This window comes from Leucobacter ruminantium, from assembly GCF_017565705.1.
Lineage (GTDB): Bacteria > Actinomycetota > Actinomycetes > Actinomycetales > Microbacteriaceae > Leucobacter > Leucobacter ruminantium.
The window spans coordinates 53,179-75,293 of record NZ_JAGDYL010000013.1; the positions used below are offsets into that span (position 1 = coordinate 53,179).

General features: G+C 69.1%; 20 protein-coding genes. 15 read left to right on the forward strand and 5 right to left on the reverse strand.

Going from position 1 to position 22,115, the window contains the following annotated elements; translation table 11 throughout:
- Positions 1-2 precede the first annotated feature (2 nt).
- Positions 3-872 carry a sugar phosphate isomerase/epimerase family protein gene (locus tag J4H91_RS08725; RefSeq protein ID WP_208045878.1) on the forward strand — a complete coding sequence of 290 codons (870 nt, stop codon included), beginning with the start codon at positions 3-5 and terminating at the stop codon, positions 870-872.
- A 181-nt stretch (positions 873-1,053) separates the two neighbouring features.
- Here the strand turns inward: J4H91_RS08725 and J4H91_RS08730 are convergent, their stop codons facing one another.
- Positions 1,054-1,890, reverse strand: a complete 837-nt coding sequence (locus J4H91_RS08730) for a response regulator (RefSeq protein WP_208045879.1) — start codon at positions 1,888-1,890, stop codon at positions 1,054-1,056.
- Positions 1,887-3,314 carry a sensor histidine kinase gene (locus J4H91_RS08735; RefSeq protein ID WP_208045880.1) on the reverse strand — a complete coding sequence of 476 codons (1,428 nt, stop codon included), beginning with the start codon at positions 3,312-3,314 and terminating at the stop codon, positions 1,887-1,889. Before J4H91_RS08735 ends, J4H91_RS08730 begins: the two co-directional genes overlap by 4 nt.
- 123 nt (positions 3,315-3,437) lie before the next feature.
- Here J4H91_RS08735 and J4H91_RS08740 point away from each other — a divergent pair, with 123 nt between their 5' ends.
- Both J4H91_RS08740 and J4H91_RS08745 read left to right on the forward strand, forming a co-directional pair.
- Entirely contained in the window at positions 3,438-4,355 is a 918-nt protein-coding gene (locus J4H91_RS08740; protein WP_208045881.1) for an ABC transporter ATP-binding protein, read from the forward strand.
- Positions 4,352-5,527: an ABC transporter permease gene (locus J4H91_RS08745; RefSeq protein ID WP_208045882.1), complete on the forward strand. Its 1,176-nt coding sequence runs from the start codon at positions 4,352-4,354 to the stop codon at positions 5,525-5,527. Before J4H91_RS08740 ends, J4H91_RS08745 begins: the two co-directional genes overlap by 4 nt.
- A gap of 255 nt (positions 5,528-5,782) precedes the next feature.
- Here the strand turns inward: J4H91_RS08745 and J4H91_RS08750 are convergent, their stop codons facing one another.
- Positions 5,783-7,195: an MFS transporter gene (locus J4H91_RS08750; protein ID WP_208045883.1), complete on the reverse strand. Its 1,413-nt coding sequence runs from the start codon at positions 7,193-7,195 to the stop codon at positions 5,783-5,785.
- 171 nt (positions 7,196-7,366) lie between these two features.
- Here J4H91_RS08750 and J4H91_RS08755 point away from each other — a divergent pair, with 171 nt between their 5' ends.
- Positions 7,367-8,815, forward strand: coding sequence for a DHA2 family efflux MFS transporter permease subunit (locus J4H91_RS08755; protein WP_208045912.1), 1,449 nt, complete (start codon positions 7,367-7,369; stop codon positions 8,813-8,815).
- A gap of 507 nt (positions 8,816-9,322) precedes the next feature.
- Positions 9,323-9,649 carry a thiamine-binding protein gene (locus J4H91_RS08760; RefSeq protein WP_208045913.1) on the forward strand — a complete coding sequence of 109 codons (327 nt, stop codon included), beginning with the start codon at positions 9,323-9,325 and terminating at the stop codon, positions 9,647-9,649.
- Between the two features lie 101 nt (positions 9,650-9,750).
- Here the strand turns inward: J4H91_RS08760 and J4H91_RS08765 are convergent, their stop codons facing one another.
- Entirely contained in the window at positions 9,751-10,221 is a 471-nt protein-coding gene (locus J4H91_RS08765) for an aminoacyl-tRNA deacylase (RefSeq protein ID WP_208045884.1), read from the reverse strand.
- A gap of 67 nt (positions 10,222-10,288) precedes the next feature.
- The gene (locus tag J4H91_RS08770; RefSeq protein WP_208045885.1) at positions 10,289-10,810 is read right to left on the reverse strand and encodes a VOC family protein; all 522 of its coding nucleotides are present in this window, start codon (positions 10,808-10,810) and stop codon (positions 10,289-10,291) included.
- A gap of 42 nt (positions 10,811-10,852) precedes the next feature.
- Between J4H91_RS08770 and J4H91_RS08775 the strand changes: the two genes are divergently transcribed.
- The 10 genes from J4H91_RS08775 to nrdE all read left to right on the forward strand — a co-directional run bounded on the left by J4H91_RS08775 (position 10,853) and on the right by nrdE (position 22,061).
- Positions 10,853-11,203 carry a MerR family transcriptional regulator gene (locus J4H91_RS08775; protein ID WP_208045886.1) on the forward strand — a complete coding sequence of 117 codons (351 nt, stop codon included), beginning with the start codon at positions 10,853-10,855 and terminating at the stop codon, positions 11,201-11,203.
- 155 nt (positions 11,204-11,358) lie between these two features.
- Complete coding sequence (locus tag J4H91_RS08780; RefSeq protein WP_208045914.1) at positions 11,359-13,227, forward strand: ABC transporter ATP-binding protein; 1,869 nt, start codon at positions 11,359-11,361, stop codon at positions 13,225-13,227.
- Between the two features lie 429 nt (positions 13,228-13,656).
- Positions 13,657-14,883, forward strand: coding sequence for an aminotransferase class I/II-fold pyridoxal phosphate-dependent enzyme (locus J4H91_RS08785; RefSeq protein ID WP_208045887.1), 1,227 nt, complete (start codon positions 13,657-13,659; stop codon positions 14,881-14,883).
- Positions 14,880-15,338: a 23S rRNA (pseudouridine(1915)-N(3))-methyltransferase RlmH gene (gene rlmH / locus J4H91_RS08790; protein WP_208045888.1), complete on the forward strand. Its 459-nt coding sequence runs from the start codon at positions 14,880-14,882 to the stop codon at positions 15,336-15,338. The genes J4H91_RS08785 and rlmH overlap by 4 nt, the downstream gene beginning before the upstream one ends.
- A gap of 93 nt (positions 15,339-15,431) precedes the next feature.
- Positions 15,432-17,681 carry an ABC transporter permease subunit gene (locus J4H91_RS15875; RefSeq protein WP_341783492.1) on the forward strand — a complete coding sequence of 750 codons (2,250 nt, stop codon included), beginning with the start codon at positions 15,432-15,434 and terminating at the stop codon, positions 17,679-17,681.
- The gene (locus J4H91_RS08805) at positions 17,678-18,451 is read left to right on the forward strand and encodes an amino acid ABC transporter ATP-binding protein (protein ID WP_424960836.1); all 774 of its coding nucleotides are present in this window, start codon (positions 17,678-17,680) and stop codon (positions 18,449-18,451) included. The genes J4H91_RS15875 and J4H91_RS08805 overlap by 4 nt, the downstream gene beginning before the upstream one ends.
- Positions 18,452-18,569: 118 nt before the next feature.
- Positions 18,570-18,914 carry a hypothetical protein gene (locus tag J4H91_RS08810; protein WP_208045889.1) on the forward strand — a complete coding sequence of 115 codons (345 nt, stop codon included), beginning with the start codon at positions 18,570-18,572 and terminating at the stop codon, positions 18,912-18,914.
- A 263-nt stretch (positions 18,915-19,177) separates the two neighbouring features.
- Complete coding sequence (gene nrdH / locus J4H91_RS08815) at positions 19,178-19,414, forward strand: glutaredoxin-like protein NrdH (protein ID WP_208045890.1); 237 nt, start codon at positions 19,178-19,180, stop codon at positions 19,412-19,414.
- Between the two features lie 92 nt (positions 19,415-19,506).
- Positions 19,507-19,920 (forward strand): class Ib ribonucleoside-diphosphate reductase assembly flavoprotein NrdI, encoded by a 414-nt coding sequence (gene nrdI, locus J4H91_RS08820; protein ID WP_208045891.1) that lies wholly within the window; start codon positions 19,507-19,509, stop codon positions 19,918-19,920.
- Entirely contained in the window at positions 19,920-22,061 is a 2,142-nt protein-coding gene (gene nrdE / locus J4H91_RS08825; RefSeq protein WP_208045916.1) for a class 1b ribonucleoside-diphosphate reductase subunit alpha, read from the forward strand. The genes nrdI and nrdE overlap by 1 nt, the downstream gene beginning before the upstream one ends.
- The last annotated feature ends 54 nt before the right edge of the window (positions 22,062-22,115 follow it).

The following is a 22,115-nucleotide window of genomic DNA, read 5'->3' on the forward strand; positions in this document are numbered from 1 at the left end:
CCATGCGTTTTGGTTGTCACGGGTTCGTATTCTCGGGAACGTTCGACGAGGCGGGCATCCGCACCGCGATCGAGGGGACGCAGCGGGCCGGTTTCGATTTCATCGAGATGCCGCTGATGGATCCCTTCTCGTTCGATGAGGAAGTCGCCGCACGCGTGCTCGAGGACACCGGCATCTCGATGACCGCCTCGCTCGGGCTCACCGCGGCCACGGACCTGTCGAGCGAGGATCCGGCGGTGGTGCGGCGCGGCGAGGAGCTCCTGCGGCGCGCCATCGACATCGTGGCTCACGTGGGCGGCACCGACCTCTGCGGCGTCATCTACTCGGCGCTGCAGAAGTACTACTGCGTCGCGTCGGAGGCGAGCCGCGAGAACTCCGCCGCCGCGCTGCGCCGCCTCGGCGACTACGCGGCCGAGCGCGACGTGGTGCTGTCGCTCGAGATCGTGAACCGCTACGAGACCAACATCATGAACACGGCCCGCGAGGGCATGCGGTTCCTCGAGCGGGTCGGGCACGACAACGTCCACCTGCACCTCGACACGTACCACATGAACATCGAGGAGTCGGGGATGTACGAGCCGGTCGTCGAGGCCGGCGATCGGCTGCGCTACGTGCACATCGGCGAGAGCCACCGCGGCTATCTCGGATCGGGCTCGGTCGACTTCGGGTCGCTGTTCAGGGCGCTCGTCACGTCGGGGTACGACGGCCCCGTCGTCTTCGAGTCCTTCTCCAGCACCGTCGTCGATGAGTCGCTGACGAAGTCGCTGGGCATCTGGCGCAACCTGTGGGAGGATTCCGACGACCTCGCGGCCCACGCGAACCGTTTCGTGCGAGACGGCTTCCGCTCCGCGGAGACGATTCGGATGCACTAGCGGACAGGCAGGGCCGGCTCCGCCGAGCGAGCGAAGCCGGCCCTCCCGCTGGTCGAGCGGAGCCCCTCCCGCTGATTGAGCGGAGCCCCTACCGCTGATTGAGCGAGGCGGAGCCGAGTCGAAATCGAGGGTCGAAATCAACGCTCGTTGCCGGGTTTCGACTCCCTCCCTCGTCGCTCGCTCAAGCGGCGGAGGGGCCGCGCCCGGTGTGCGCCCACACGATCAGCTGGATGCGATCCCTCGCCCCCATCTTCTGCAGCAGGTTCGAGACGTGCGTCTTCACGGTCGCCTCGCCGAGGAACAGCTCCGCGGCGATCTCGCCGTTCGAGCGCCCCGCGGCGACCAGCGCGAGCACCTCGCGCTCGCGCTCGGTGAGCCCGGCGCGGTCCATGGCCGCGATCTCGGCCGATGACGGAGCGGGCCGCCCTGCGGGCGAGGGATCGGCCGCTCCTTCGCCGGTGCCGCCGTTCCCGGCGGAGGCCTGCGCTGGTCGCGTCTGCGTCTGCGTCGCCGGGCCCGCCGCGGTGGGCGACGCCGCCCGGAGCATGACCGCTCGCGTCACATCGGGGCCGAGCAGCGCCTGGCCGTGGGCGAGCGTGCGCACGGCGTCGATCAGCTGCTCGGCGCGCGATGTCTTGAGCAGGAAGCCGCTGACGCCCGCCGCCAGCGCCTCGAACAGGTAGTTCTCGTGCCCGAAGGTCGTGAGGATCAGCACGGCGGGTCTCCCGTGCCCGCCGTCCTCGGCCGGCCGGTGATGCGGCCGAGATGCGGCGGTCGCGCGCTCGGCGACGGAGCGACCGGCGCCCGCCAGGATGCGCCTGGTCGCCTCGATGCCGTTCATCACCGGCATCTCGACGTCCATGCAGATCACGTCGGGCGCGGTCTCGGCGGCGAGTGCGACGGCCTCGGCGCCGTCGGACGCCTCGCCCACGACCTCGATGTCGGGCTCCGACTCCAGGATGATGCGGAAGCCCGAGCGCACGAGCTCCTGATCGTCGACGACGAGCACCCGGATCATGCGTCGACCCTCTCGATTCCGGGGATCGCGGTTCCGCCCGGGGAGGATCCCTCACCCGAGCGCGGTCCCGCGGGCGGGCCCGATGCCTCACCCGCTGAGGATCCTAAGTGCGGGCCCGATCCCTCGCCCGCCGCGGATCCATCGCCCGGTATCGCGACATGCGGCACGGCCGCCCGCACGATGAAGCCGTCGCGCTCGCGCCGCCCGGCGTAGACCTGGCCTCCCACGGCGCCGATGCGCTCTCGCATGCCGCGCAGGCCGAGGCCCGAGCCCGTCGAGGGCTCGGCGAGCCTGCGCCGCACCCCGTCGTCGGCGATCTCGACCTCGACCGATTCGGGGCCGAAGCGCAGCCGCACCTCCGCCGAGGTGCCGCGGCCGGCGTGCTTGCGCACGTTCGTGAGCGCCTCCTGCACCGCGCGATACAGCGCGACGTCGACCAGCATGGGCAGCGGCCGCGGTTCGCCCGCCACGATCAGCGTGGTGGGCACGCCCGCGTTCTGCGACTCGGCCACGAGCGCGGGCAGCTGCGAGATGCCGATCGTCGTGGACGAGGCCTCCGCCTCAGGGGTGCGCAGGGTGCGCACCAGCCTCCGCAGCTCCTCGATCGCCGCCTGCGCGCTCTGCTCGATCACCTCGAGTGATGCCGCCGCCCGCTCGGGCTCGCGTGCCAGCAGCCGCTGCGCCGCGCCCGCCTGAATGCCCATGACCGACACGTGGTGCGCGACCACGTCGTGCAGCTCGCGGGCGATGCCGAGCCGATCGAGCGCGACGGCCTGCGCCGCGCTCGTCTGCCGCTCGAGCGCGAGCTCGCGGCCCTGCGCCTCGAGCAGCGCCTGCGTGCGCGCGGCGCGCCAGGACCGCTCGCCGAACAGGAAGGCCGCCCCGAAGTAGAGCAGGTTGGTGATGATCTGGATGGCGGCGAAGGTCGCGAAGGCCGAGAAGATGCCGGTGCGCGGCAGCCCCGGGAAGAGGTCGGCGTCGGAAGAGGTGACGATCAGGTTGATCACGACCCAGATGAGCATCAGCAGGGTGATGCCGAGCCTGGCCCAGAGCGCGAGCGAGCGGTTCTGCTCCCAGGCACCGACCGTGTAGAGGGCGAGGAACATGCAGATCTGCACGATCAGCGCGTCCGGCACCCCGAACTGGCCGCAGACGAAGAAGCCGATCGCCACCAGCACCATGACGGGCACCGGGTAGCGCCGCCGTGCCGCCAGCGGCAGCGTCGACAGGCCGATGCCCACCGCCCACACCCACGGCTGCGCGTAGGTCGCGTTCTCGCCGTAGACGCCGGTGCGCATGTACAGCAGGGCCAGCAGGGGCGAGGCGATCGCGAGCACGACCGCTATGCCGATGTCGGCGCGCAGGCCTGCCGCGGGGGGCCGAGGCCGCACCCACGCGCTGCCGAGGCCGGTGGTCGAGAACATGGTTCCAGCGTACGGGGCACCTCCGACAGGCGGATCAGCCGAGCGGGGGAGCCGCCTCCGCCCGACGGGGGAGGTACGGGGAGCGAGGGATCCCTAGCTTTGAAGACAACGGAAGGGAGCGAGATGAACATCGACATCGCAGGCATCTCACGCAGCTTCGGCGACCGCCGAGTGCTCGACGACGTCAGCTTCGGGGTCGAGGGAGGCCGCATGACCGGCTTCGTCGGCGGCAACGGGGCGGGCAAGACGACGACCATGCGCATCATCCTCGGCGTGCTCGCGGCCGACGCAGGCACGGTGAGCCTCGACGGCACGCCCCTGACCGCCGCCGATCGCGCGGCGTTCGGCTACATGCCGGAGGAGCGGGGCCTCTACCCCAAGATGAAGGTGCTCGAGCAGCTCGTCTACCTGGGCCGCCTGCACGGTATGGCCGCGGGCGACGCGAAGGAGTCGGCATCGTCGCTCGTCGAGCGTCTCGGCCTCGGCGAGCGCGCGAACGACACGCTCGAGAGCCTCTCCCTCGGCAACCAGCAGCGCGCCCAGATCGCGGCGGCGCTCGTGCACCGGCCCACCGCCCTCGTGCTCGACGAACCCTTCTCCGGACTCGACCCGATGGCTGTCGAGGTGGTGCTCGGCGTGCTGCGCGACTACGCCGCCCAGGGCGCGCCCGTGCTGTTCTCGTCGCATCAGCTCGACATCGTCGAGCGGCTCTGCGACGACGTGGTCGTGATCGGCGAGGGGCGCATCCGCGCGGCGGGATCGCGCGAGAAGCTGCGCGCGGCGCACTCGGGCAACAGCTATGAGCTCGAGCTCGCCGGTCCCGCGGCCGACGCCGGCTGGGTGCGTGAGCAGTCGGGCGTCGCCGTCACGCACCTCGACGGCGGCTTCGCCCGGTTCGAGGCCGACGACGAGGCGACGGCGCAGGCCGTGCTCGCCAGCGCGGTCGCCGCTGCGCAGTCCTCGGGCGGAGCCGCCGTCGTGCGCTCCTTCGCCCGCGTCACCCCATCGCTCGCCCAGATCTTCAAGGAGGTCGTGCAATGACCACGCAGACCCAGCACCCGCAGGCCGGCCCTTCCGCGGGCGGCCCTTCAGCAGGCGCCCGCTCCGCAGCCCCGTCGCAGCGTCTGAGCGGCGGCCGTGGCGCCTGGCTCGTCGCCGAGCGCGAGATCACCACGAAGCTGCGCAGCAAGGCGTTCCTCGTCTCGACGGGCGTGCTGCTGCTGCTCGTGCTCGGCTCGGTGCTCTTCAGCGGCTTCATGGCGAACACCGGGGGCTTCGGCGGCGACACGAAGGTCGCCGCCGTCGGCGCCGCCGAGCAGGCGGTCGCCCCGCTCGACGGGCACGGCTTCGAGGTGTCGTCGGCCACGGATCGCGCCGAGGCCGAGCGGCTCGTGCTCGACGGCGAGGTCGAGGCGGCGGTCGTGCCCGGCGGCGACACCGCCGTCGACATGACCGTGCTCGCCAAGGACAGCCCGCCGGTGGAGATCGTGCAGGCGCTCTCCGCGGCCCCCCAGGTGGAACTGCTCGCCCCCACGACCGACAACCCGTTCCTCGCGTACATCATCTCGATCGCGTTCGGCGTCGTGTTCATGATGAGCGCGATCACCTTCGGCACGACGATCGCGCAGAGCGTGGTCGAGGAGAAGCAGACCCGCATCGTGGAGATCCTGCTCGCGACCGTCTCGGCGCGCACCATGCTCGCGGGCAAGATCCTCGGCAACAGCATCCTCGCCCTCGGGCAGGTGGTCGCGATCGCGGCGCTCGCCTCGATCGGCATGCTCGCCACGGGCCAGGACCTGCTGCTCGGAGAGCTCGGCACCGCGCTCATCTGGTTCGGCATCCTCTTCGCGTTCGGCTTCGTGCTGCTCGCGGCGCTCTACGCCGCGCTCGCCGCACTGGTGTCGCGGCAGGAGGACGTCGCCGCCGCCGTGAGCCCCGTGATGTGGCTCGTGATGCTGCCCTACATCGCGATCATCATCTTCAACGACAACCCGCAGGCGCTCGCGATCATGAGCTACATCCCGTTCTCGGCTCCGGTCGGCATGCCCATGCGTCTCTACCTCGGCACGGCCGAGTGGTGGGAGCCGCTGCTCTCGCTCGGCATCCTGGTGGCGGCGATCGCGCTCGTGCTCTGGATCGGCGCGCGCATCTACAGCAACTCGATCCTGCGCACGGGCGGCCGCGTGAAGATCGCCGAGGCCATCAAGGGGTAGGCGAGGGTCACGGCGCGGTTCGAGGGATCCTGGCGTTCGGGCGAGGGATCCCTCACCGCCTCCCGTGCCCGCTCGGTACATATGGGATCTGCGGAAGATATGCCGGAAACCGGAGGAACGGACATATCTTCTGCAGATCCCATATCTTCTGCAGCGGCGCGTCTCGATTAAATGGAGATGCCCACCCCCGTCGAAGACGATCGGAGCGTACACTCCGGTGCGGGAGCCGGGCCCACCGGTCTGAGGTGCAGGGACCTATCCGGCCTCCGTGCCGCCGCGCGCGAGCTCGGCGCCGTCATCCGCCTCGCCATCCGCGCCGCTGACCGCCGGGGTCGCCTCCGCGAAGCTCCGCACGAGCGTGCGGTAGCTGCGGGTTGCGAAGGCCGCCAGCGCGGCGATCACGATCACCACGCCGGCCCAGAAGAAGATGAACGCGATCCCTCGCCCCTCGCCATCGCCGAGCAGCCACTCCCAGCTGCCCCGCCCCGCCCCGCTCTCGATGTAGGGCACGACCCAGAACTCCGCGACGGGCGCGATGAGGAACGAGGTGATCGGCGCCGCGGCCGCCTCGAACGTCATCGCGAGGCCGAAGACGCGCCCCTGCTTCTCGAACGGCACGACGCGCTGGATCACGGTCTGCTCGGCCGCCTCGACCGCCGGGAAGACGAGCATGAACAGCCAGATCCCCACCACGAAGGGCCACGTCCAGTCGCGCAGCGCGAGCGTCGCGCCCACGACACCGGTCAGGGCGACCGCGAGCAGCAGCGTGCGCACCGGGTTCCTGCCGAGCCCGAACTTCGCGACGAGCGCCCCTCCGACGATGAAGCCCGTGCCCGCGATGCCGAACACGAGGCCCCACACCTCGACGGGGAAGAGGGTGAGCCCGTAGGGGTCGAGCAGCGCCATGTGCACGCCGCTCACGAAGTTGTTGAACATGGAGAAGAGCACGAGCCCGAAGAGCCCGGGCACCGCGCGCATCGCGATCATGCCGCCGCGGAAGTCGACGGCCTTGGCACCCTCCTCGGGGGTGCTCGCGGGTTCGTCGATGCGCAGGAAGTAGAGGTGCGCGAGCGGCAGCGCCGTGAACGCCGTCGCGATGAGCATCGTGGGTCCCATGCCGAGCATGCCGATCGAGATGCCGCTGAACACGCTCGTCACGATGAACGCGAGCCCCTGCACCGTGCCCACGAGGCCGTTCGCGTTCGCGTGCCGCTCGACGGGCACCAGCAGGGTGACGAGGGTCGAGAGAGCGAGGCTGCGCAGCAGCTCGACCACGCAGCCCGCGAGCACCACGAGCGTGAAGACCCAGAACCACGGGCGGTCGAGTGCGAGCAGCGTCTCCGACGGCACGAGGAAGAACATCGCCGTGCCGATCGCGAAGGCGACGAGCGAGCTCCAGGCCGAGAGGCGCATCACGGCGAGCTTGCGATAGCGGTCGATGAGGGATCCGAACCACATCGAGCACACCGCCAGCAGCAGCATGTAGGCGCCGCCCAGGATGCCGGTGGCGAGGATGCTCCGCGTCTCGAGGTACACCCAGAACACGACCGCGAACCACAGGAAGTTGGTCGTGAGCCCCGCCACCGCGGTGTTGCCGAGCGCGTGCGCGAAGGTGCGCCAGCCGCCCGGGGGCTGCCGGCGCACCGTCTCCTCCGCCTGCGCGCTCACGCGTTCAGGCTACTCGCTGGGGGGCGGGTGTCGCGATCCCTCATCCCACTGCTCCGACGCCGCACCCCCAGCGCGAGTGTCGGAGGCCCGGAGTAGTCTGTGCCCGTGACCAACGCATCAGATACCCCGCAGCCGAAGCGCGAGATCAGGCCCTGGCCCGCCCTGTGGTCCATGGTGCTCGGCTTCTTCATGATCCTCGTCGACACGACCATCGTGTCGGTGGCGAACCCGTCGATCATGAGCGGCCTCGACACGACCATGGTCGCGACCCTGTGGGCGACGAGCGCCTACCTGCTCGCCTACGCCGTACCGCTGCTCATCACCGGCCGTCTCGGCGACCGCTTCGGTCCGCGCCGCATCTACCTCATCGGCCTCGCGCTCTTCACTGCGTCCTCGCTCGCCTGCGGCCTCTCGCCGAACATCGAGACCCTCGTGGCTGCACGCGTCTTCCAGGGGCTCGGCGCCGCGCTCATGACCCCGCAGACGATGGCGGTCATCACGCGCATCTTCAAGCCGCGCGAGCGCGGTTCCGCGATGGCGATCTGGGGTGTCACGGCGGGCGTCGCGACCCTCATCGGGCCCATTCTCGGCGGTTTCCTCGTCGACAGCCTCGGCTGGGAGTGGATCTTCTTCATCAACGTGCCCGTCGGCGTGATCGCCTTCGCGCTCGCCCTGCGCTTCGTGCCCGTGCTCGCGACGAGCGCGCACCGCTTCGACTGGCTCGGGGTGCTGCTGAGCGCCGCGGGCATGTTCCTGCTGGTCTTCGGCATCCAGGAGGGCGAGACCTACGATTGGGGCGTCATCTGGGGGCCGATCTCGGTGTGGAGCATGATCATCGTCGGCCTCGCGCTGCTGGCGCTGTTCGTCGTGTGGCAGCGCGTGCAGCGCGGGGAGCCGCTGATCCCGCTGCAGATCTTCCGCGACCGCAACTTCTCGGTCGGCGCCGCCGCGATCGTCACGGTGGGTGTCGCCGTCACGAGCATGGCGCTGCCGCTCATGTTCTATCTGCAGCTCGTGCGCGGCTTCACCCCCACGCAGTCGGCGCTCATGATGGTGCCGATGGCCGTCTTCTCGATCGTGCTCGCGCGCCCGGTCGGCGTGTTCATCGACCGCCGCGATCCGCGCCGCGTCGCGACGCTCGGGCTCGGCCTCGTGGCGCTCGGCCTGGTGCTCTACTACGTCCTGCTGCGCCCGGACACGCCCGTCTGGCAGCTGCTCGTCCCGAGCGCCGTGCTCGGCCTCGGCAACGCCTTCATGTGGGGGCCGCTCGCCTCGATCACCACCTTCGGGCTCGAACCGCGCCTCGCGGGCGCCGGGTCGGGCGTCTACAACACGAGCCGCCAGGTCGGGTCGGTGCTGGGCTCGGCCGCCATGGCCGTGCTGATGGAGTCGCGCCTCACCGCGCAGTTCGGCGAATCGGCGGCCTCGGCCGGTGCGTTCGGCGGGGAGGGCGCGGGCCTCGGTACGCTGCCCGAGGCGATGCACGAGGGGTTCACGGCGGCCATGGCGCAGTCGGTGCTCATGCCGGTCTGCTTCATCGTGCTCGGCGCGCTGATCTCGCTGTGGTTCGCGCCGCGACCCCCGAAGACGGGCAGCATCGCGGTGCAGGCCGGGGAGTAGGGGGCGAGGGATCCCGGCGCGCGGCTTCGGGCCGCCCTGCTCGCGCTGGGGATACGCGCGGCGACGGCCGCGGCATCGAAGCCGCGAGATCGCTCTGCTCGCGCTGGGGATACGCGCCTACTGCGAGGGATCCCGGCGCGCGGCTCCGGATCCCTCGCGGCCGCTCGGCCCTGCGCGGCGTTGCTGGGTTTCCGGTGCTGTGTAGGTTTCGGCTGCGCGCGGTGACTCGCGCGACCGGCGCCGCCTTCGGCGCGGGGCGTGTGAGTGATCGCGGGGCGTGTTATTTCGCGAAGTAACGCGCCCCGGCGTGCATAACGCGCCCCGCGGCGGCCTCTGCTTACGGCCTCGGCTCGCGGCCTCGGTTTGCAGGCGCGGTGCAGACGCAGACGCGGTCGCGCTCAGGGCAGCGCGGGGCCGATGACCGAGGAAGGCGGCCACCGGGTAGCGTGGAACCCGGCACGTTTCGACCAGAGCCTCGACCAGAGCTTCGACCGGAAGGGAAGCAGCATGATCCTCGCATTCTCCGTAGCACCGAGCGGCGCACCTGCCGGAGGGGCCGAGCGCGCCGACGCATCCGTCTCCGACGCCGTGGCCGAGGCCGTGAGGGTGGTGCGCGCCTCGGGGCTGCCGCACCGCACGAGCAGCATGTTCACCGAGATCGAGGGCGAGTGGGACGAGGTGTTCGACGTCGTCAAGCGCGCGACCGAGGCGGTGCTGCCGTTCGGTTCGCGGGTGTCGCTCGTGATGAAGGCCGACATCCGCCCCGGCTATGAGGGCGAGATGGACGGCAAGCTCGAGCGCCTCGAACGCGCGATCGAAGCGCCCGGGGAGTAGCGAGCACTCCACTGGCTGTGCGCCGCAGCGGCCCGAGGGAGTCGTCACGGGTCGGTGCGTGTGCATCAGCGATCGGCGCTTCCCGAGCGCCCGGTCGAGCTCTACTCGGGCGCCGAGATGTCGGCGACGGTCGCGTCGTAGGCGCGGATCAGCTCGTCGGCGTTGACGAAGATGCTGCTGCCGTGCGCCCCCGCGCCCGTCGCGATGCGCCGTCCGACGATCGTCTCATCGGCGAACACCGGCCAGGCGGTCGTGCTGCCGATAGGAGTGATGGTGCCGCGCTCGTAGCCGGTCGCCTCCAGGGCGAGCTCGGCCTCGGGCAGTCGCAGCCGGTTCACGCCGACGACGGCGCGCAGCTTCGGCCACGAGATCGCCCTGCCGCCGGGGATCAGCGCGAACAGGTACGTGCCGTCCGAGCGCTTGACGACGAGGGTCTTCACGATGTCGGAGGGCTCGATCCCGAGCAGCTGGGCGGCCTCGGAGAGCGAGCGGGCGGCAGGCCGCTCGCGGATCTCGATCTCGAGGCCGCGCGCGGCGGCGTCTTCGAGTGCGCGTGCGTGCGGTTCAGACATGCGCGCTTCCTTCCTGCATCGGGGGAGCTCCCGCCCCCGGATCCCATCCTGTCAGAGTCGGCCCTGATCAGGGCGTCCGGAAGCCCGGCCGTTCACGCCGCGTCTCGGGATTCTCGAGCTCCTGGAACAGCGTGATCTCGAGGCCGGCGGGGGCCTCGAGACGTGAGTTGAGGGATCGCCACGGCGTCTCGCGGGGCGCGGCGATGAGTTCGGCGCCGGCGTCGAGGAGCTCGGCCGTCGCGGTCTCGCCGTCCTCGACCTCGAAGGCGACTCTGATCCGCGCGCTCGGGTGCCCGTCGGCCTCGACTGCGTCGATCATGCGCACCTGCCCGGGGCTCGCGAGTTCGAGGGTCGCCATACCGGCGTCGAGGATCGCGACGCGTGCGTCTCCCTCGCCCTCGAACGCGGCGCGCTCGGGGAGGCCGAGGGCGTCGCGGTAGAACGCGAGTGCGGCGTCGAAGTCATCGACGGCGACGACGAGGCGGAGCTGCTTGACGGGTGCGGAGGGGCCGACCGGCGCGCCCAGCGCGGCGGATGCGTCGGGGGTGCGGGGTGCGGCGGGGGTATCTGGTGCTGTGTTCTCGCTCATGCCCGCTACGTTAGAACCTGACATCAGTGTGAGGGGCAAGCCATGCGGATCGGAGAGCTCTCCAGGCGCACCGGCGCGAGCGTCCGGTCGCTGCGCTACTACGAGGAGTGCGGCCTCATCGAGGCGCGGCGCAGCAGCAGCGGTCAGCGGCGCTACGAGGAGGCTGCGGTCGGGCGGGTCGTGCTCATCCGCCGGCTGCTGTCGGCCGGTCTCGGCACCGCCGCGATCGCCGATGTGCTGCCGTGCATGGCCCGGCCGGAGTCGCAGACCGCTCGGCTGACCGCGCGGCTGCTCGCGGAGCGCGACCGGCTCACCGAGGAGATCCAGCAGCGGGTGGAGACCCGTGCGGCGCTGGAGCGGATCATCGAGGCCGCGCCGCCGGTCGACGGCTGAGAGCGCCGCCGCCGCGATCCCTCGCGACCCGCGCGCATGAGGTCCTGCGCGACCCATGCGTCCACGAATTCGTGAGGGATCGGCTCCGCCGCGCCGCCGGTAGCGAACAGCGCCCGTGAATGTCCGAGGTTCGGGGTAGTGTCCGAATCATGAGCATGGGCGGTGGCATGGGAGGCGGGCGCGGATCACGCGTCTCCGCCGGCGATGCCGAGCGCCAGCGCGAGATCAACAGCGCCGCTCCGCCCGTGCCCGATCTCGGCCGCCGCATCGCCGAGCTGTTCCGCCCCTACCGCATCCAGCTCGCGGTGATCGTCGGGCTCGTGCTGATCTCCGCCGGCCTCGGCATCCTTCCCCCGCTCATCACCGAGCGCGTCTTCGACGACGGCCTGTTCCCGCCCGACGGGTCCCCGGATCTCCCCGTGCTCGCCCGGCTCGTGGGCGCGATCGTGGCGGTCTTCCTCGTCTCCTCCGCGCTCGGCATCGTGCAGACCCTCTTCACCGCCAGGGTGGGCAACCAGGTGATGGGCGACCTGCGCGTGCGGCTCTTCTCGCACCTGCAGTCGATGGAGCTCGGCTTCTTCACCCGCACCAAGACCGGTGTCATCCAGTCGCGGTTGCAGAATGACGTCGGCGGTGTCGCGAACGTGCTCACCAACACCGTCTCGAACGTCATCGGCAACACCGTCACGGTGATCGCCGCCGCGGTCGCGATGCTGCTGCTCAGCTGGCAGCTCACGCTCGTCGCGCTCGTGCTGATGCCGGTGCTCGTCGTGGCCCAGCGCCGCGTGGGCCAGGTGCGCGCCCGCATCGCGGGCAAGACCCAGGAGTCGCTCTCCGAGATGAGCGCCATCACGCAGGAGGCGCTGTCGGTCTCGGGCGTGCTGCTCGCGAAGACCTACTCGCGGCAGCGCGCGGAGACCGAGCGCTACGCGTCCGAGAACCGCACCCAGATCGAGCTGCAGGTGCGGCAGACCATGAGCGGGCAGGTGTTCTTCGCGCTCGTGCAGGTGTTCCTCTCCGCGGTGCCCGCGATCGTCTACCTCGTCTCCGGCTGGCTCATCGCCCGCGCTCAGGGCCAGGGCTTCGACCCCGGCATCACGGCGGGCACGATCGTCGCCTTCACCACGGTGCAGTCTCGCCTGCTGTTCCCGCTCATGGCGCTCATGCGCATCGCGCTCGACCTGCAGACCTCGCGCGCCCTCTTCGCGCGCATCTTCGAGTACCTCGATCTCGAGCCAGCGATCACCGACGCCGAGGGGGCGAGGGATCCCTCGGACGAACCCGGCAGGGCCGGCGCGATCGAGTTCGACGAGGTCACCTTCCGCTACCCCGACGCCGGGGCAGACGACCCGCCGACGCTCGACCGCGTCTCGTTCAGTGTGGCGCCGGGCGAGTTCGTGGCCTTCGTGGGGGCCTCCGGTTCGGGCAAGACGACGATCGGCTCGCTGATCCCTCGCCTCTACGACGCCTCCTCGGGCGTCGTGCGCTACGCCGGAGACGACGTGCGCGAACTGCGGCAGGAAGCGCTCATGGACCGCATCGGCGTGGTCACCCAGGAGCCCTACCTCTTCCACGCGACGATCGCCGAGAACCTGCGCTACGCGAGACCCGATGCGACGCAGCAGCAGATCGAGCACGCCGCGCGGCTCGCCAACATCCACGACACGATCTCGGGTTTCGCCGACGGCTACGACACCGTGGTCGGCGAGCGCGGGTACCGGCTCTCGGGCGGCGAGAAGCAGCGGATCGCGATCGCGCGCGTGCTGCTCAAGGATCCGCGCCTGCTCGTGCTCGACGAGGCGACGAGCGCGCTCGACACCGTGAACGAGCGCATCGTGCAGCGCGCCCTCGATGGCGCCCGCAGCGGGCGCACCACGGTCGCGATCGCCCACCGCCTCTCCACCGTCGTCGACGCCGACCGCATCTACGTGGTCGGCGCCGGCCGCATCCTCGAGCAGGGCACGCACGCCGAGCTGCTCGGCCTCGGCGGCGCCTACGCCGAGCTCTACGCGCAGCAGGTGTAGCGCCGCCCGGGTGCGCACGGCACGCCGCGCCCCGCGGCGCCATGCTTCCGGAGCGCCATGCCGCCGAAGCGCGATGCTTCCGGAACGCCGTGCTTCCGGAGCGCCATGCCGCCGCCGCCGCATACGCTCCTACTCACTACGGCATCGAATTGACGCAAGCTGCTGCGTCCGCGCCGTATGGCAGCGGTTTGCGTCAAGTCGATGCGTCCCGGGCGGTGAACGGAGCGCCCGGGCGGCGAACGGTGCGCCCGGGCGGTGAACGGAGCGCCCGCGCGGCGAACGGTGCGCTCGGCGCCGGCCGGTTCGGCGATCTCCCGCCCCTCGACCACGCGGCGTTCACCGAACTTTCGCGCGCCGAAGCACCGTAACCTGACGCTTTCTGCGGCGTCGCCGCGCAGATCCCTCGCCATACCGTGGAATAATCTCCTCGTGCGCCCCATCACTCAGTCCAGCAAGCTCGCCGGCGTGCGCTACGACGTTCGCGGTCCGATTCTGCAGGAGGCCGAGCGCCTGGAGCGCGAGGGACACGAGATCCTGCGGCTCAACATCGGCAATCCCGCGACCTTCGGCTTCGAGGCGCCGCCCGAGATCGTCGACGCCATGCGCGCCGGCCTGCCGTACGCGCAGGGATACAGCGACTCGCGGGGCATCCTCTCGGCGCGCGAGGCGGTCGCCGAGCACTACACCGGCCTGGGCGTCGCAGACATCTCGCCGGATGACGTGCTCATCGGCAACGGGGTGAGCGAACTGATCTCGCTCGTGCTGCAGGCGCTCATCACCCCGGGCGACGAGGTGCTGATTCCCGCTCCCGACTATCCGCTGTGGACCGCGCAGGTGACGCTGTCGGGCGGGCACGCGGTGCACTATCCCTGCGATGAGCAGAACGGATGGATGCCCGACCTCGAGGCCATCGAGCAACTGGTGACCGAGCGCACCAAGGGCATCGTGCTCATCAACCCGAACAACCCGACGGGCGCCGTCTATTCGCCCGAGCTCGTGAGCGGCTTCGCCGCGCTCGCCGAGCGCCACGGCCTCGTGCTCATGGCGGACGAGATCTACGACCACATCCTGTACGACGGCGCGAAGCACGAGCACGCGGCGCTGCACACGCGCGACACTCTGTGCCTCACCTTCAGCGGGCTGTCGAAGATCCAGAGGGTCGCGGGCTACCGTGCGGGATGGGTGGTCGCCTCGGGCGATCGCGGGCTCGCGAGCGACTTCCTCGAGGGCCTGACGCTGCTCGCGAACATGCGGATGTGCTCGAATGTGCCGGCGCAGTTCGCGATCCCTGCCGCGCTGTCGAGCGCCTCGAACTGGTCGGGGGTCGCCGAGCTGTGCGCCCCCGGCGGGCGGTTCTGCGACCAGCGCGACACTGCGCATCGCCTGCTCTCGGAGATCCCGGGGGTGAGCTGCGAGCTGCCCGGGGGCGCGATGTACCTGTTCCCGAGGCTCGACCCCGAGCGCTACGACATCCACGACGACCAGCACTTCGTCATCCAGCTGATGCGCGCGACCCGCGTCATGATCACGAACGGCCGCGGTTTCAACCTGCCCACCCCGGATCACGTGCGTTTCGTGACGCTGCCGAGCGTCGAGATGCTGACCGAGGCGATCGGGCGCATCGCCGAATACCTCGAAGGGGTGCGGATCGATTGAGCGTGCGCATCCTCGCGGTCGGCAAGAAGCATGAGAAGTGGGTGCTCGACGGCATCGACCGCTACGAGAAGCGCCTCCGCAAGCCGTTCGACGTCACCTGGCTGCTGCTGCCGCACTCCTCGCGTGAGGGCGAGGCGGCGCGCGCCGAGGAGTCCGAGCGCATTCTCGCGAAGGTCGACCGCGACACGTTCCTCGTGCTGCTCGATGAGCGCGGACGCAACGTCGACTCGCCGGCCCTCGCGGCGCAGCTGCGCGGCGCCTTCGACGCCGGGCGCCCGGTGACGGTCGTGATCGGCGGCGCCTACGGCGTCGACGACCGGGTGCGGCAGCGCGCCGACTTCGTGTGGAGCCTGTCGAAGCTCGTGTTCCCGCACCAGCTCGTGCGGCTGATCCTCGCCGAGCAGCTGTACCGCGCTCAGGAGATCGCGGCGGGGCGCCCCTACCACCACGTGTAGGCCTGACGCCTCGCGTGATGCGCCGAGATGCGCGTAGCCTGGATGGCGCGCGCCCCGCACCGCGCGGGGCCTCCAACGAAGGAGCGGCACTCAGTGCATCAGAGAAAACAACCATTCGGCCTCCGGCTGGCGATCGGGGCGGCCGTCACCGGCCTCTTCCTGCTCGTCGCGGGAGCACCAGCGCAGGCGGCGCCCCACAGCGCCCCCGTCGCGGCGTCGCCCGAGCGGGCGGTATCGTCCGGCCCCGCGAAGACCGCCGACCTCGGCGGCAAGAAGTTCGTCATCGCGACCGATACGACGTTCGCGCCGTTCGAGTTCCGCGAGGGCGGCGAGCTCGTCGGCATCGACATGGACCTGCTGAACGCGATCGCCGAGAAGCAGAACTTCGAGGTCGAGGTGCAGTCCCTCGGCTTCCAGGCCGCCGTCTCGGCCGTCACCTCGGGTCAGGCGGACGGCGTGATCGCGGGCATGTCGATCACCGACGAGCGCAAGCAGACCTTCGACTTCTCGGATCCCTACTTCGATTCCGGCATCCAGATGGCGGTCGCCGAGAACAGCGACGTGAAGGGCTACGAGGATCTGAAGGGCAAGACGGTCGTCGCCAAGGGCGGCTCGGAGGGGGAGTCCGAGGCGAAGAAGCTCGCCGAGGAGTACGACTTCACCGTCAAGGCGCTCGACCAGTCGACGAGCCTCATCGAGTCGGTGAAGAACGGCTCGGCAGCCGCGGTCTTCGACGACTACCCGGTGCTGAAGTACGGCATCGCGCAGGGCAACGGCCTCAAGGTCGTGACCGACAAGATCCCCGGCGGCCAGTACGGCTTCGCGGTGGCGAAGGGACAGAACGCCGATCTGCTCGGAGCCTTCGACGAGGGACTCGCCGAGCTCAAGGCCGACGGCACCTACGACGAGATCCTCGCGAAGTATCTCGGTGAGGACGACGCCTCGGAGGGCGCGAAGGGCGAGGCGCCCGAGGCTCTGGATCTCGGCGGCAAGAAGTTCACGATCGCCACCGACACGACGTTCGCGCCGTTCGAGTTCCGCAAGGGCGGCGAGCTCGTCGGCATCGACATGGACATCCTGAACCACATCGCCGAGGAGGAGAACTTCCAGGTCGACATCCAGTCGCTCGGCTTCCAGGCCGCGGTCTCGGCGGTGACGTCCGGTCAGGCGGACGGCGTGATCGCGGGCATGTCGATCACCGACGAGCGCAAGCAGACGTTCGACTTCTCGGATCCCTACTTCGATTCCGGCGTGCAGATGGCGGTCCCCGAGAACAGCGACGTGAAGGGTTACGAGGACCTCGCCGGTCAGACGGTCGTCGCGAAGGGCGGCTCCGAGGGCGAGGCGGAGGCGAAGAAGCTGGCCGAGGAGTACGACTTCACCGTCAAGGCGCTCGACCAGTCGACGAGCCTCATCGAGTCGGTGAAGAACGGCTCGGCCGCCGCGGTCTTCGACGACTACCCGGTGCTCGCCTACGGCATCGAGCAGGGCAACGGCCTGAAGGTCGTGACCGACAAGATCCCGGGCGGCCAGTACGGCTTCGCGGTGGCGAAGGGGCAGAACGCCGACCTGCTCGAGGCGTTCAACAACGGCCTCGCGCGCATGCAGGCCGACGGCACCTACGACAAGATCCTCGCGAGCTACCTCGGGGAGGGCGCATCGGGGTCAGGGGGCGGTGAGCCCGCCGCGAAGCCCGGGTTCTTCCAGCTGCTCACCGACTCGATGCCCGCGCTCGGACAGGGCCTCTGGAACACCGTCCGCATCACGGTGACGTCGTTCGTCATCGCGCTCGCGCTCGGTCTCGTCTTCGGCTTCATGAAGATCTCGACCTCCCGCATTCTGCGAGGGATCGCGTCGACCTTCGTCGCGATCTTCCGCGGCACGCCGGTGCTCGTGTGGGCGTTCCTGTTCTACTTCGGCCTGCCGCAGCTCACCGGAGCGACCGGCAACATCTTCTGGGCCGGCGTCGCGACGCTCGCGCTGAACGCCGGCGCGTACCTCACCGAGATCGTGCGCGGCGGCCTGCAGGCCGTCGACCCGGGCCAGATGGAGGCGGCCCGTTCGCTCGGCCTCGGCTGGGGCAAGTCGATGCAGCGCGTGGTGGTGCCGCAGGCGGTGAAGATCTCGACGCCGGCGATCATCAACCAGTTCGTGATCACGCTGAAGGACTCGTCGCTGCTGCTCACCATCGGCTACGCCGAGCTGCTCTACCAGGCGCAGCAGATCTACGCGGCCAACTACCGCACGACCGAGATGCTCATCATCGTGGGCATCATGTACTTCGTGGTGATCACCCTGCTGACCTGGGTGGCCAACATCGTGGATAAGAAGGTGAACAAGTGAGCAAGAATCTCACCTCCGGAACGGTCCCCGTCGTCGTCGACGGCGCGGGGATCGTCGTCAGCGGTCTGCGCAAGGCGTTCGGGTCGAACGAGGTGCTCAAGGGCATCGACCTCCAGATCGCCCCGGGCGAGATCGTCTCGCTCATCGGCCCCTCGGGCTCGGGCAAGTCGACGATCCTGCGCTGCCTGAACAAGCTCGAGGTGCCGACCGCGGGAACGGTCGTGGTGAACGGCTACGACATCATGGACCCGAAGGTCGACATCAACGAGGTGCGCAGGCACGTCGGCATGGTGTTCCAGCACTTCAACCTCTTCCCCAACATGTCGGTCGTCGAGAACGTGATGCTCGCGCCGGTCGAGACGGGCAAGCGCTCGAAGCAGGAGGCGCGCAAGCAGGCGCTCGCCCTGCTGCGCCGCGTCGGCCTCGAGGAGAAGGCCGACGCGCGGCCTTCGCAGCTCTCGGGCGGGCAGAAGCAGCGCGTCGCGATCGCCCGCGCGCTCGCGATGGAGCCCGCGATCATGCTGTTCGACGAGGCGACCTCGGCCCTCGACCCCGAGATGGTGGGCGAGGTGCTCGAGGTGATCCGCGAGCTCGCGAAGACCGGCATCACGATGGTGCTCGTGACGCACGAGATGGGCTTCGCCCGCGAGGTGTGCGACAAGGTCGTGTTCCTCGCCGACGGCGTCGTCTGCGAGGAGGGCGATCCGGAACAGGTCTTCGGGAATCCGCAGACGCCCCGTCTCCAGGAGTTCCTGAGCAAGGTGCTCTGACCGGGGCGCCCGGCCCTGGCGCCCGGGGCGCACCGGCCCGTATCGGACGGTCCCGCTCGCGATGCTGTCGCGAGCGGGACCGTCCGTGTTTGTCTGAGGTTGCCGTTACCCTTCCCGCATGAACCCCTTCCGACTCCCGGCGCGCACGCGCACGGCCCCCGCGAGGCGCGATGACGCGCCTGCCGCGGTGGCGGTGCCGTGGCGGGTGGTGCGGCGCGCGGAGAGCGGGATGGTCGAGGTGGAGAACCTCGGAGACGGCCCGCTGCACTCGGTGCGGTTCGCACTCGCGGGCAACGGCCTGCTGGGCCTGTCGCTGCCGTGCACCGTGCTGCCCGGCGAGCGCCTCAGCGTTCTCGTGCGGGGGCGCGACGCTGAGCAGGCTCGGGCGAGCGCCGATGCGATGCTGGTGCTGCGCTGGTTCCAGCCCGACGGAGAGGAGCTGCTGTGGCCGATAGCGCTCTAGAACGAGGCCCTCCGCGCGCTACGCGCGACACGCCGGGGCGCGCACGGTGGAGAAATGATTTTCCGCATCCTGTGCCCTGTGGATAACTCACGGGAAGCGCGGAACCGCGCCCTTCGTTCTCCCCAGGGAGGAGATCGCGGCGGTGAAAAGTCGGTGGAAAACTACATTGCTGTAACTACATCATGTTGTGGTCGGCCTCGGTGTGGTTCACTAGATGTTGTGCCTCGGACGAGGTAGACTGGTTTCAGGAAGAGGGGCGTGAAATGGCCATCACGGTATACACCAAGCCGTCGTGCGTGCAGTGCACTGCGACCTACCGAGCTCTCGACAGCAAGGGGATCGAGTACAACGTGCTCGACCTGTCGCAGGACGAGGCAGCGCTGGAGACGGTGAAGGGACTCGGCTACCTGCAGGCTCCTGTGGTGGTGACCGACGACGAGCACTGGTCGGGCTTCCGTCCCGACAAGATCTCGGAGCTCGCCGGCCGTCTCGCCGACTGACGAACGCGGCCCGCGGATGCTCGCGAGGGGCATGATCCCTCTCCACGAGCTCGCGGGCCTTTCCGTTATCGGAGCATGAGGAGGGGAGCGCAGTGCCTGACCTGGTGTACTTCTCCAGCGTTTCGGGTAACACGCACCGCTTCGTCGAGAAGCTGGGGCGACCCGCGCTCAGGATCCCTCTCCACGCGAAGGACGAGCCGCTCGTCGTGACCGAGCCCTTCGTGCTCCTCGTCCCCACCTACGGGGGCGGCCCCGAGACCAGGGCCGTTCCCAAACAGGTCATCCGCTTCCTCAACGACGAACGCAATCGTTCGCAGCTGCGGGGAGTGATCGCAGCGGGCAACACCAATTTCGGCGAGGCCTATGGGATCGCGGGTGACATCATCGCCCGGAAGTGCCAGGTGCCCTTCCTCTATCGATTCGAACTCTTTGGAACCCCCGACGACGTCACAGCCGTCAGAGAAGGATTGGACCAGTTTTGGGCTCAGCAACGAACACCGCAGTGATGGAGGCCGGCCACGAGTCGTCGAAGGTCAGCGACATGGATTACCACTCGCTGAACGCGATGCTCAACCTGTACGACGCGGACGGCAAGATCCAGTTCGACAGGGATCGTGAAGCCGCGCGCCAGTACTTCCTGCAGCACGTCAACCAGAACACCGTGTTCTTCCACTCCTTCGAAGAGCGCATGCGGTATCTGATCGACAACGACTACTACGAGCGCGAGCTGATCGAGCGGTATCCGCTGGAGTTCATCGAGCAGCTGCGCGACGAGGCGTTCGCGATGAAGTTCCGCTTCCCCACCTTCCTGGGGGCGTTCAAGTTCTTCACCTCGTACGCGCTGAAGACCTTCGACGGCAAGCGCTACCTCGAGCGCTTCGAAGACCGCGTCGTGATGGTCGCGCTCGGCCTCGCCGAGGGCGACCAGGAGCTGGCCCGCGGCCTCGTGCGCGAGATCATCTCCGGCCGATTCCAGCCCGCCACCCCCACCTTCCTCAATCTCGGCAAGGCCCAGCGCGGCGAACTCGTCTCGTGCTTCCTGCTGCGCATCGAGGACAACATGGAGTCGATCTCGCGAGGGATCAACTCCTCCCTGCAGCTCTCGAAGCGCGGCGGTGGCGTCGCCCTGCTGCTCTCGAACATCCGCGAGGCGGGCGCCCCGATCAAGAAGATCGAGAACCAGTCGTCGGGCATCATCCCCGTGATGAAGCTGCTCGAGGACAGCTTCAGCTATGCCAACCAGCTCGGGGCCCGTCAGGGCGCCGGTGCGGTGTACCTCAGCGCGCACCACCCCGACATCATGAAGTTCCTCGATACCAAGCGCGAGAACGCCGATGAGAAGATCCGCATCAAGACGCTGTCGCTCGGCGTCGTGATCCCCGACATCACCTTCGAGCTCGCGAAGAAGAACGAGGACATGTACCTCTTCTCGCCCTACGATGTCGAGCGCATCTACGGCGTTCCGTTCGGCGACATCTCGATCTCCGAGAAGTACCAGGAGATGGTCGACGACGCGCGCATCAAGAAGACGAAGATCAGCGCGCGCCACTTCTTCCAGACGATCGCGGAGCTGCAGTTCGAGTCGGGCTACCCCTACATCGTGTTCGAGGACACGGTGAACCGGGCGAACCCGATCAAGGGTCGCATCAACATGTCGAACCTCTGCTCGGAGATTCTGCAGGTCAACACGCCCACGACCTACAACGAGGATCTCAGCTACGACCAGATCGGCAAGGACATCTCGTGCAACCTCGGTTCGATGAACATCGCCGCGGCGATGGACGGCGGGCGTCTGGGTGAGACGGTCGAACTCGCGATCCGCGCGCTCACCTCGGTGAGCGACCAGAGTCACATCAGCTCCGTCCGCTCCATCGAGGACGGCAACGACCAGTCGCACGCGATCGGTCTCGGCCAGATGAACCTGCACGGCTACCTGGCTCGCGAGCACGTGCACTACGGCTCCGAAGAGGGCATCGACTTCACCAACATCTACTTCTACACGGTGCTGTTCCACGCCATCCGGGCCTCGAATCGCCTCGCGATCGAGCGCGGCAGCTCGTTCGGCGGCTTCGAGGATTCGAAGTACGCCTCGGGCGAGTTCTTCGACAAGTACACCGAACAGCCCTGGCAGCCGGAGACCGAGCGCGTGCGCGAGCTGTTCGCGAACGCCGGCGTCGAGGTCCCGACGCAGGACGACTGGCGCGAGCTGAAGGCGAGCGTCATGGAGCACGGCATCTACAACCAGAACCTGCAGGCCGTGCCACCGACCGGTTCGATCTCCTACATCAACAACTCGACCAGCTCGATCCACCCGATCGCGTCGAAGATCGAGATCCGCAAGGAAGGCAAGCTCGGTCGCGTCTACTACCCGGCTCCGTTCATGTCGAACGAGAACCTGGAGTACTACCAGGACGCCTACGAGATCGGCCCCGAGAAGATCATCGACACCTACGCCGCGGCGACGCAGCACGTCGATCAGGGCCTGTCGCTCACACTGTTCTTCAAGGACACCGCGACCACGCGCGACATCAACAGGGCGCAGATCTACGCGTGGCGCAAGGGCATCAAGACGATCTACTACATCCGTCTGCGTCAGCTCGCCCTCGAGGGCACGGACATGAGCGAGTGCGTCAGCTGCATGCTGTAGATATGGTGCGGCGAGCGGGTGCGGCGAGTCGACAACGCGCCGCGCCCACTCGGT

Coding starts and splice junctions, on each gene's coding strand:
- J4H91_RS08740 (WP_208045881.1), top strand. CDS start 3,438: ATGAACATCGACATCGCAGGCATCTCACGCAGCTTCGGCGACCGCCGA.
- nrdE (WP_208045916.1), top strand. CDS start 19,920: ATGGAGGCCGGCCACGAGTCGTCGAAGGTCAGCGACATGGATTACCAC.
- J4H91_RS08780 (WP_208045914.1), top strand. CDS start 11,359: ATGGGCGGTGGCATGGGAGGCGGGCGCGGATCACGCGTCTCCGCCGGC.
- J4H91_RS08765 (WP_208045884.1), bottom strand. CDS start 10,221: ATGTCTGAACCGCACGCACGCGCACTCGAAGACGCCGCCGCGCGCGGC.
- J4H91_RS08725 (WP_208045878.1), top strand. CDS start 3: ATGCGTTTTGGTTGTCACGGGTTCGTATTCTCGGGAACGTTCGACGAG.
- J4H91_RS08770 (WP_208045885.1), bottom strand. CDS start 10,810: ATGAGCGAGAACACAGCACCAGATACCCCCGCCGCACCCCGCACCCCC.
- nrdH (WP_208045890.1), top strand. CDS start 19,178: ATGGCCATCACGGTATACACCAAGCCGTCGTGCGTGCAGTGCACTGCG.
- J4H91_RS08730 (WP_208045879.1), bottom strand. CDS start 1,890: ATGATCCGGGTGCTCGTCGTCGACGATCAGGAGCTCGTGCGCTCGGGC.
- J4H91_RS08775 (WP_208045886.1), top strand. CDS start 10,853: ATGCGGATCGGAGAGCTCTCCAGGCGCACCGGCGCGAGCGTCCGGTCG.
- J4H91_RS08735 (WP_208045880.1), bottom strand. CDS start 3,314: ATGTTCTCGACCACCGGCCTCGGCAGCGCGTGGGTGCGGCCTCGGCCC.
- J4H91_RS08760 (WP_208045913.1), top strand. CDS start 9,323: ATGATCCTCGCATTCTCCGTAGCACCGAGCGGCGCACCTGCCGGAGGG.
- J4H91_RS08745 (WP_208045882.1), top strand. CDS start 4,352: ATGACCACGCAGACCCAGCACCCGCAGGCCGGCCCTTCCGCGGGCGGC.
- J4H91_RS08755 (WP_208045912.1), top strand. CDS start 7,367: ATGGTGCTCGGCTTCTTCATGATCCTCGTCGACACGACCATCGTGTCG.
- J4H91_RS08810 (WP_208045889.1), top strand. CDS start 18,570: ATGAACCCCTTCCGACTCCCGGCGCGCACGCGCACGGCCCCCGCGAGG.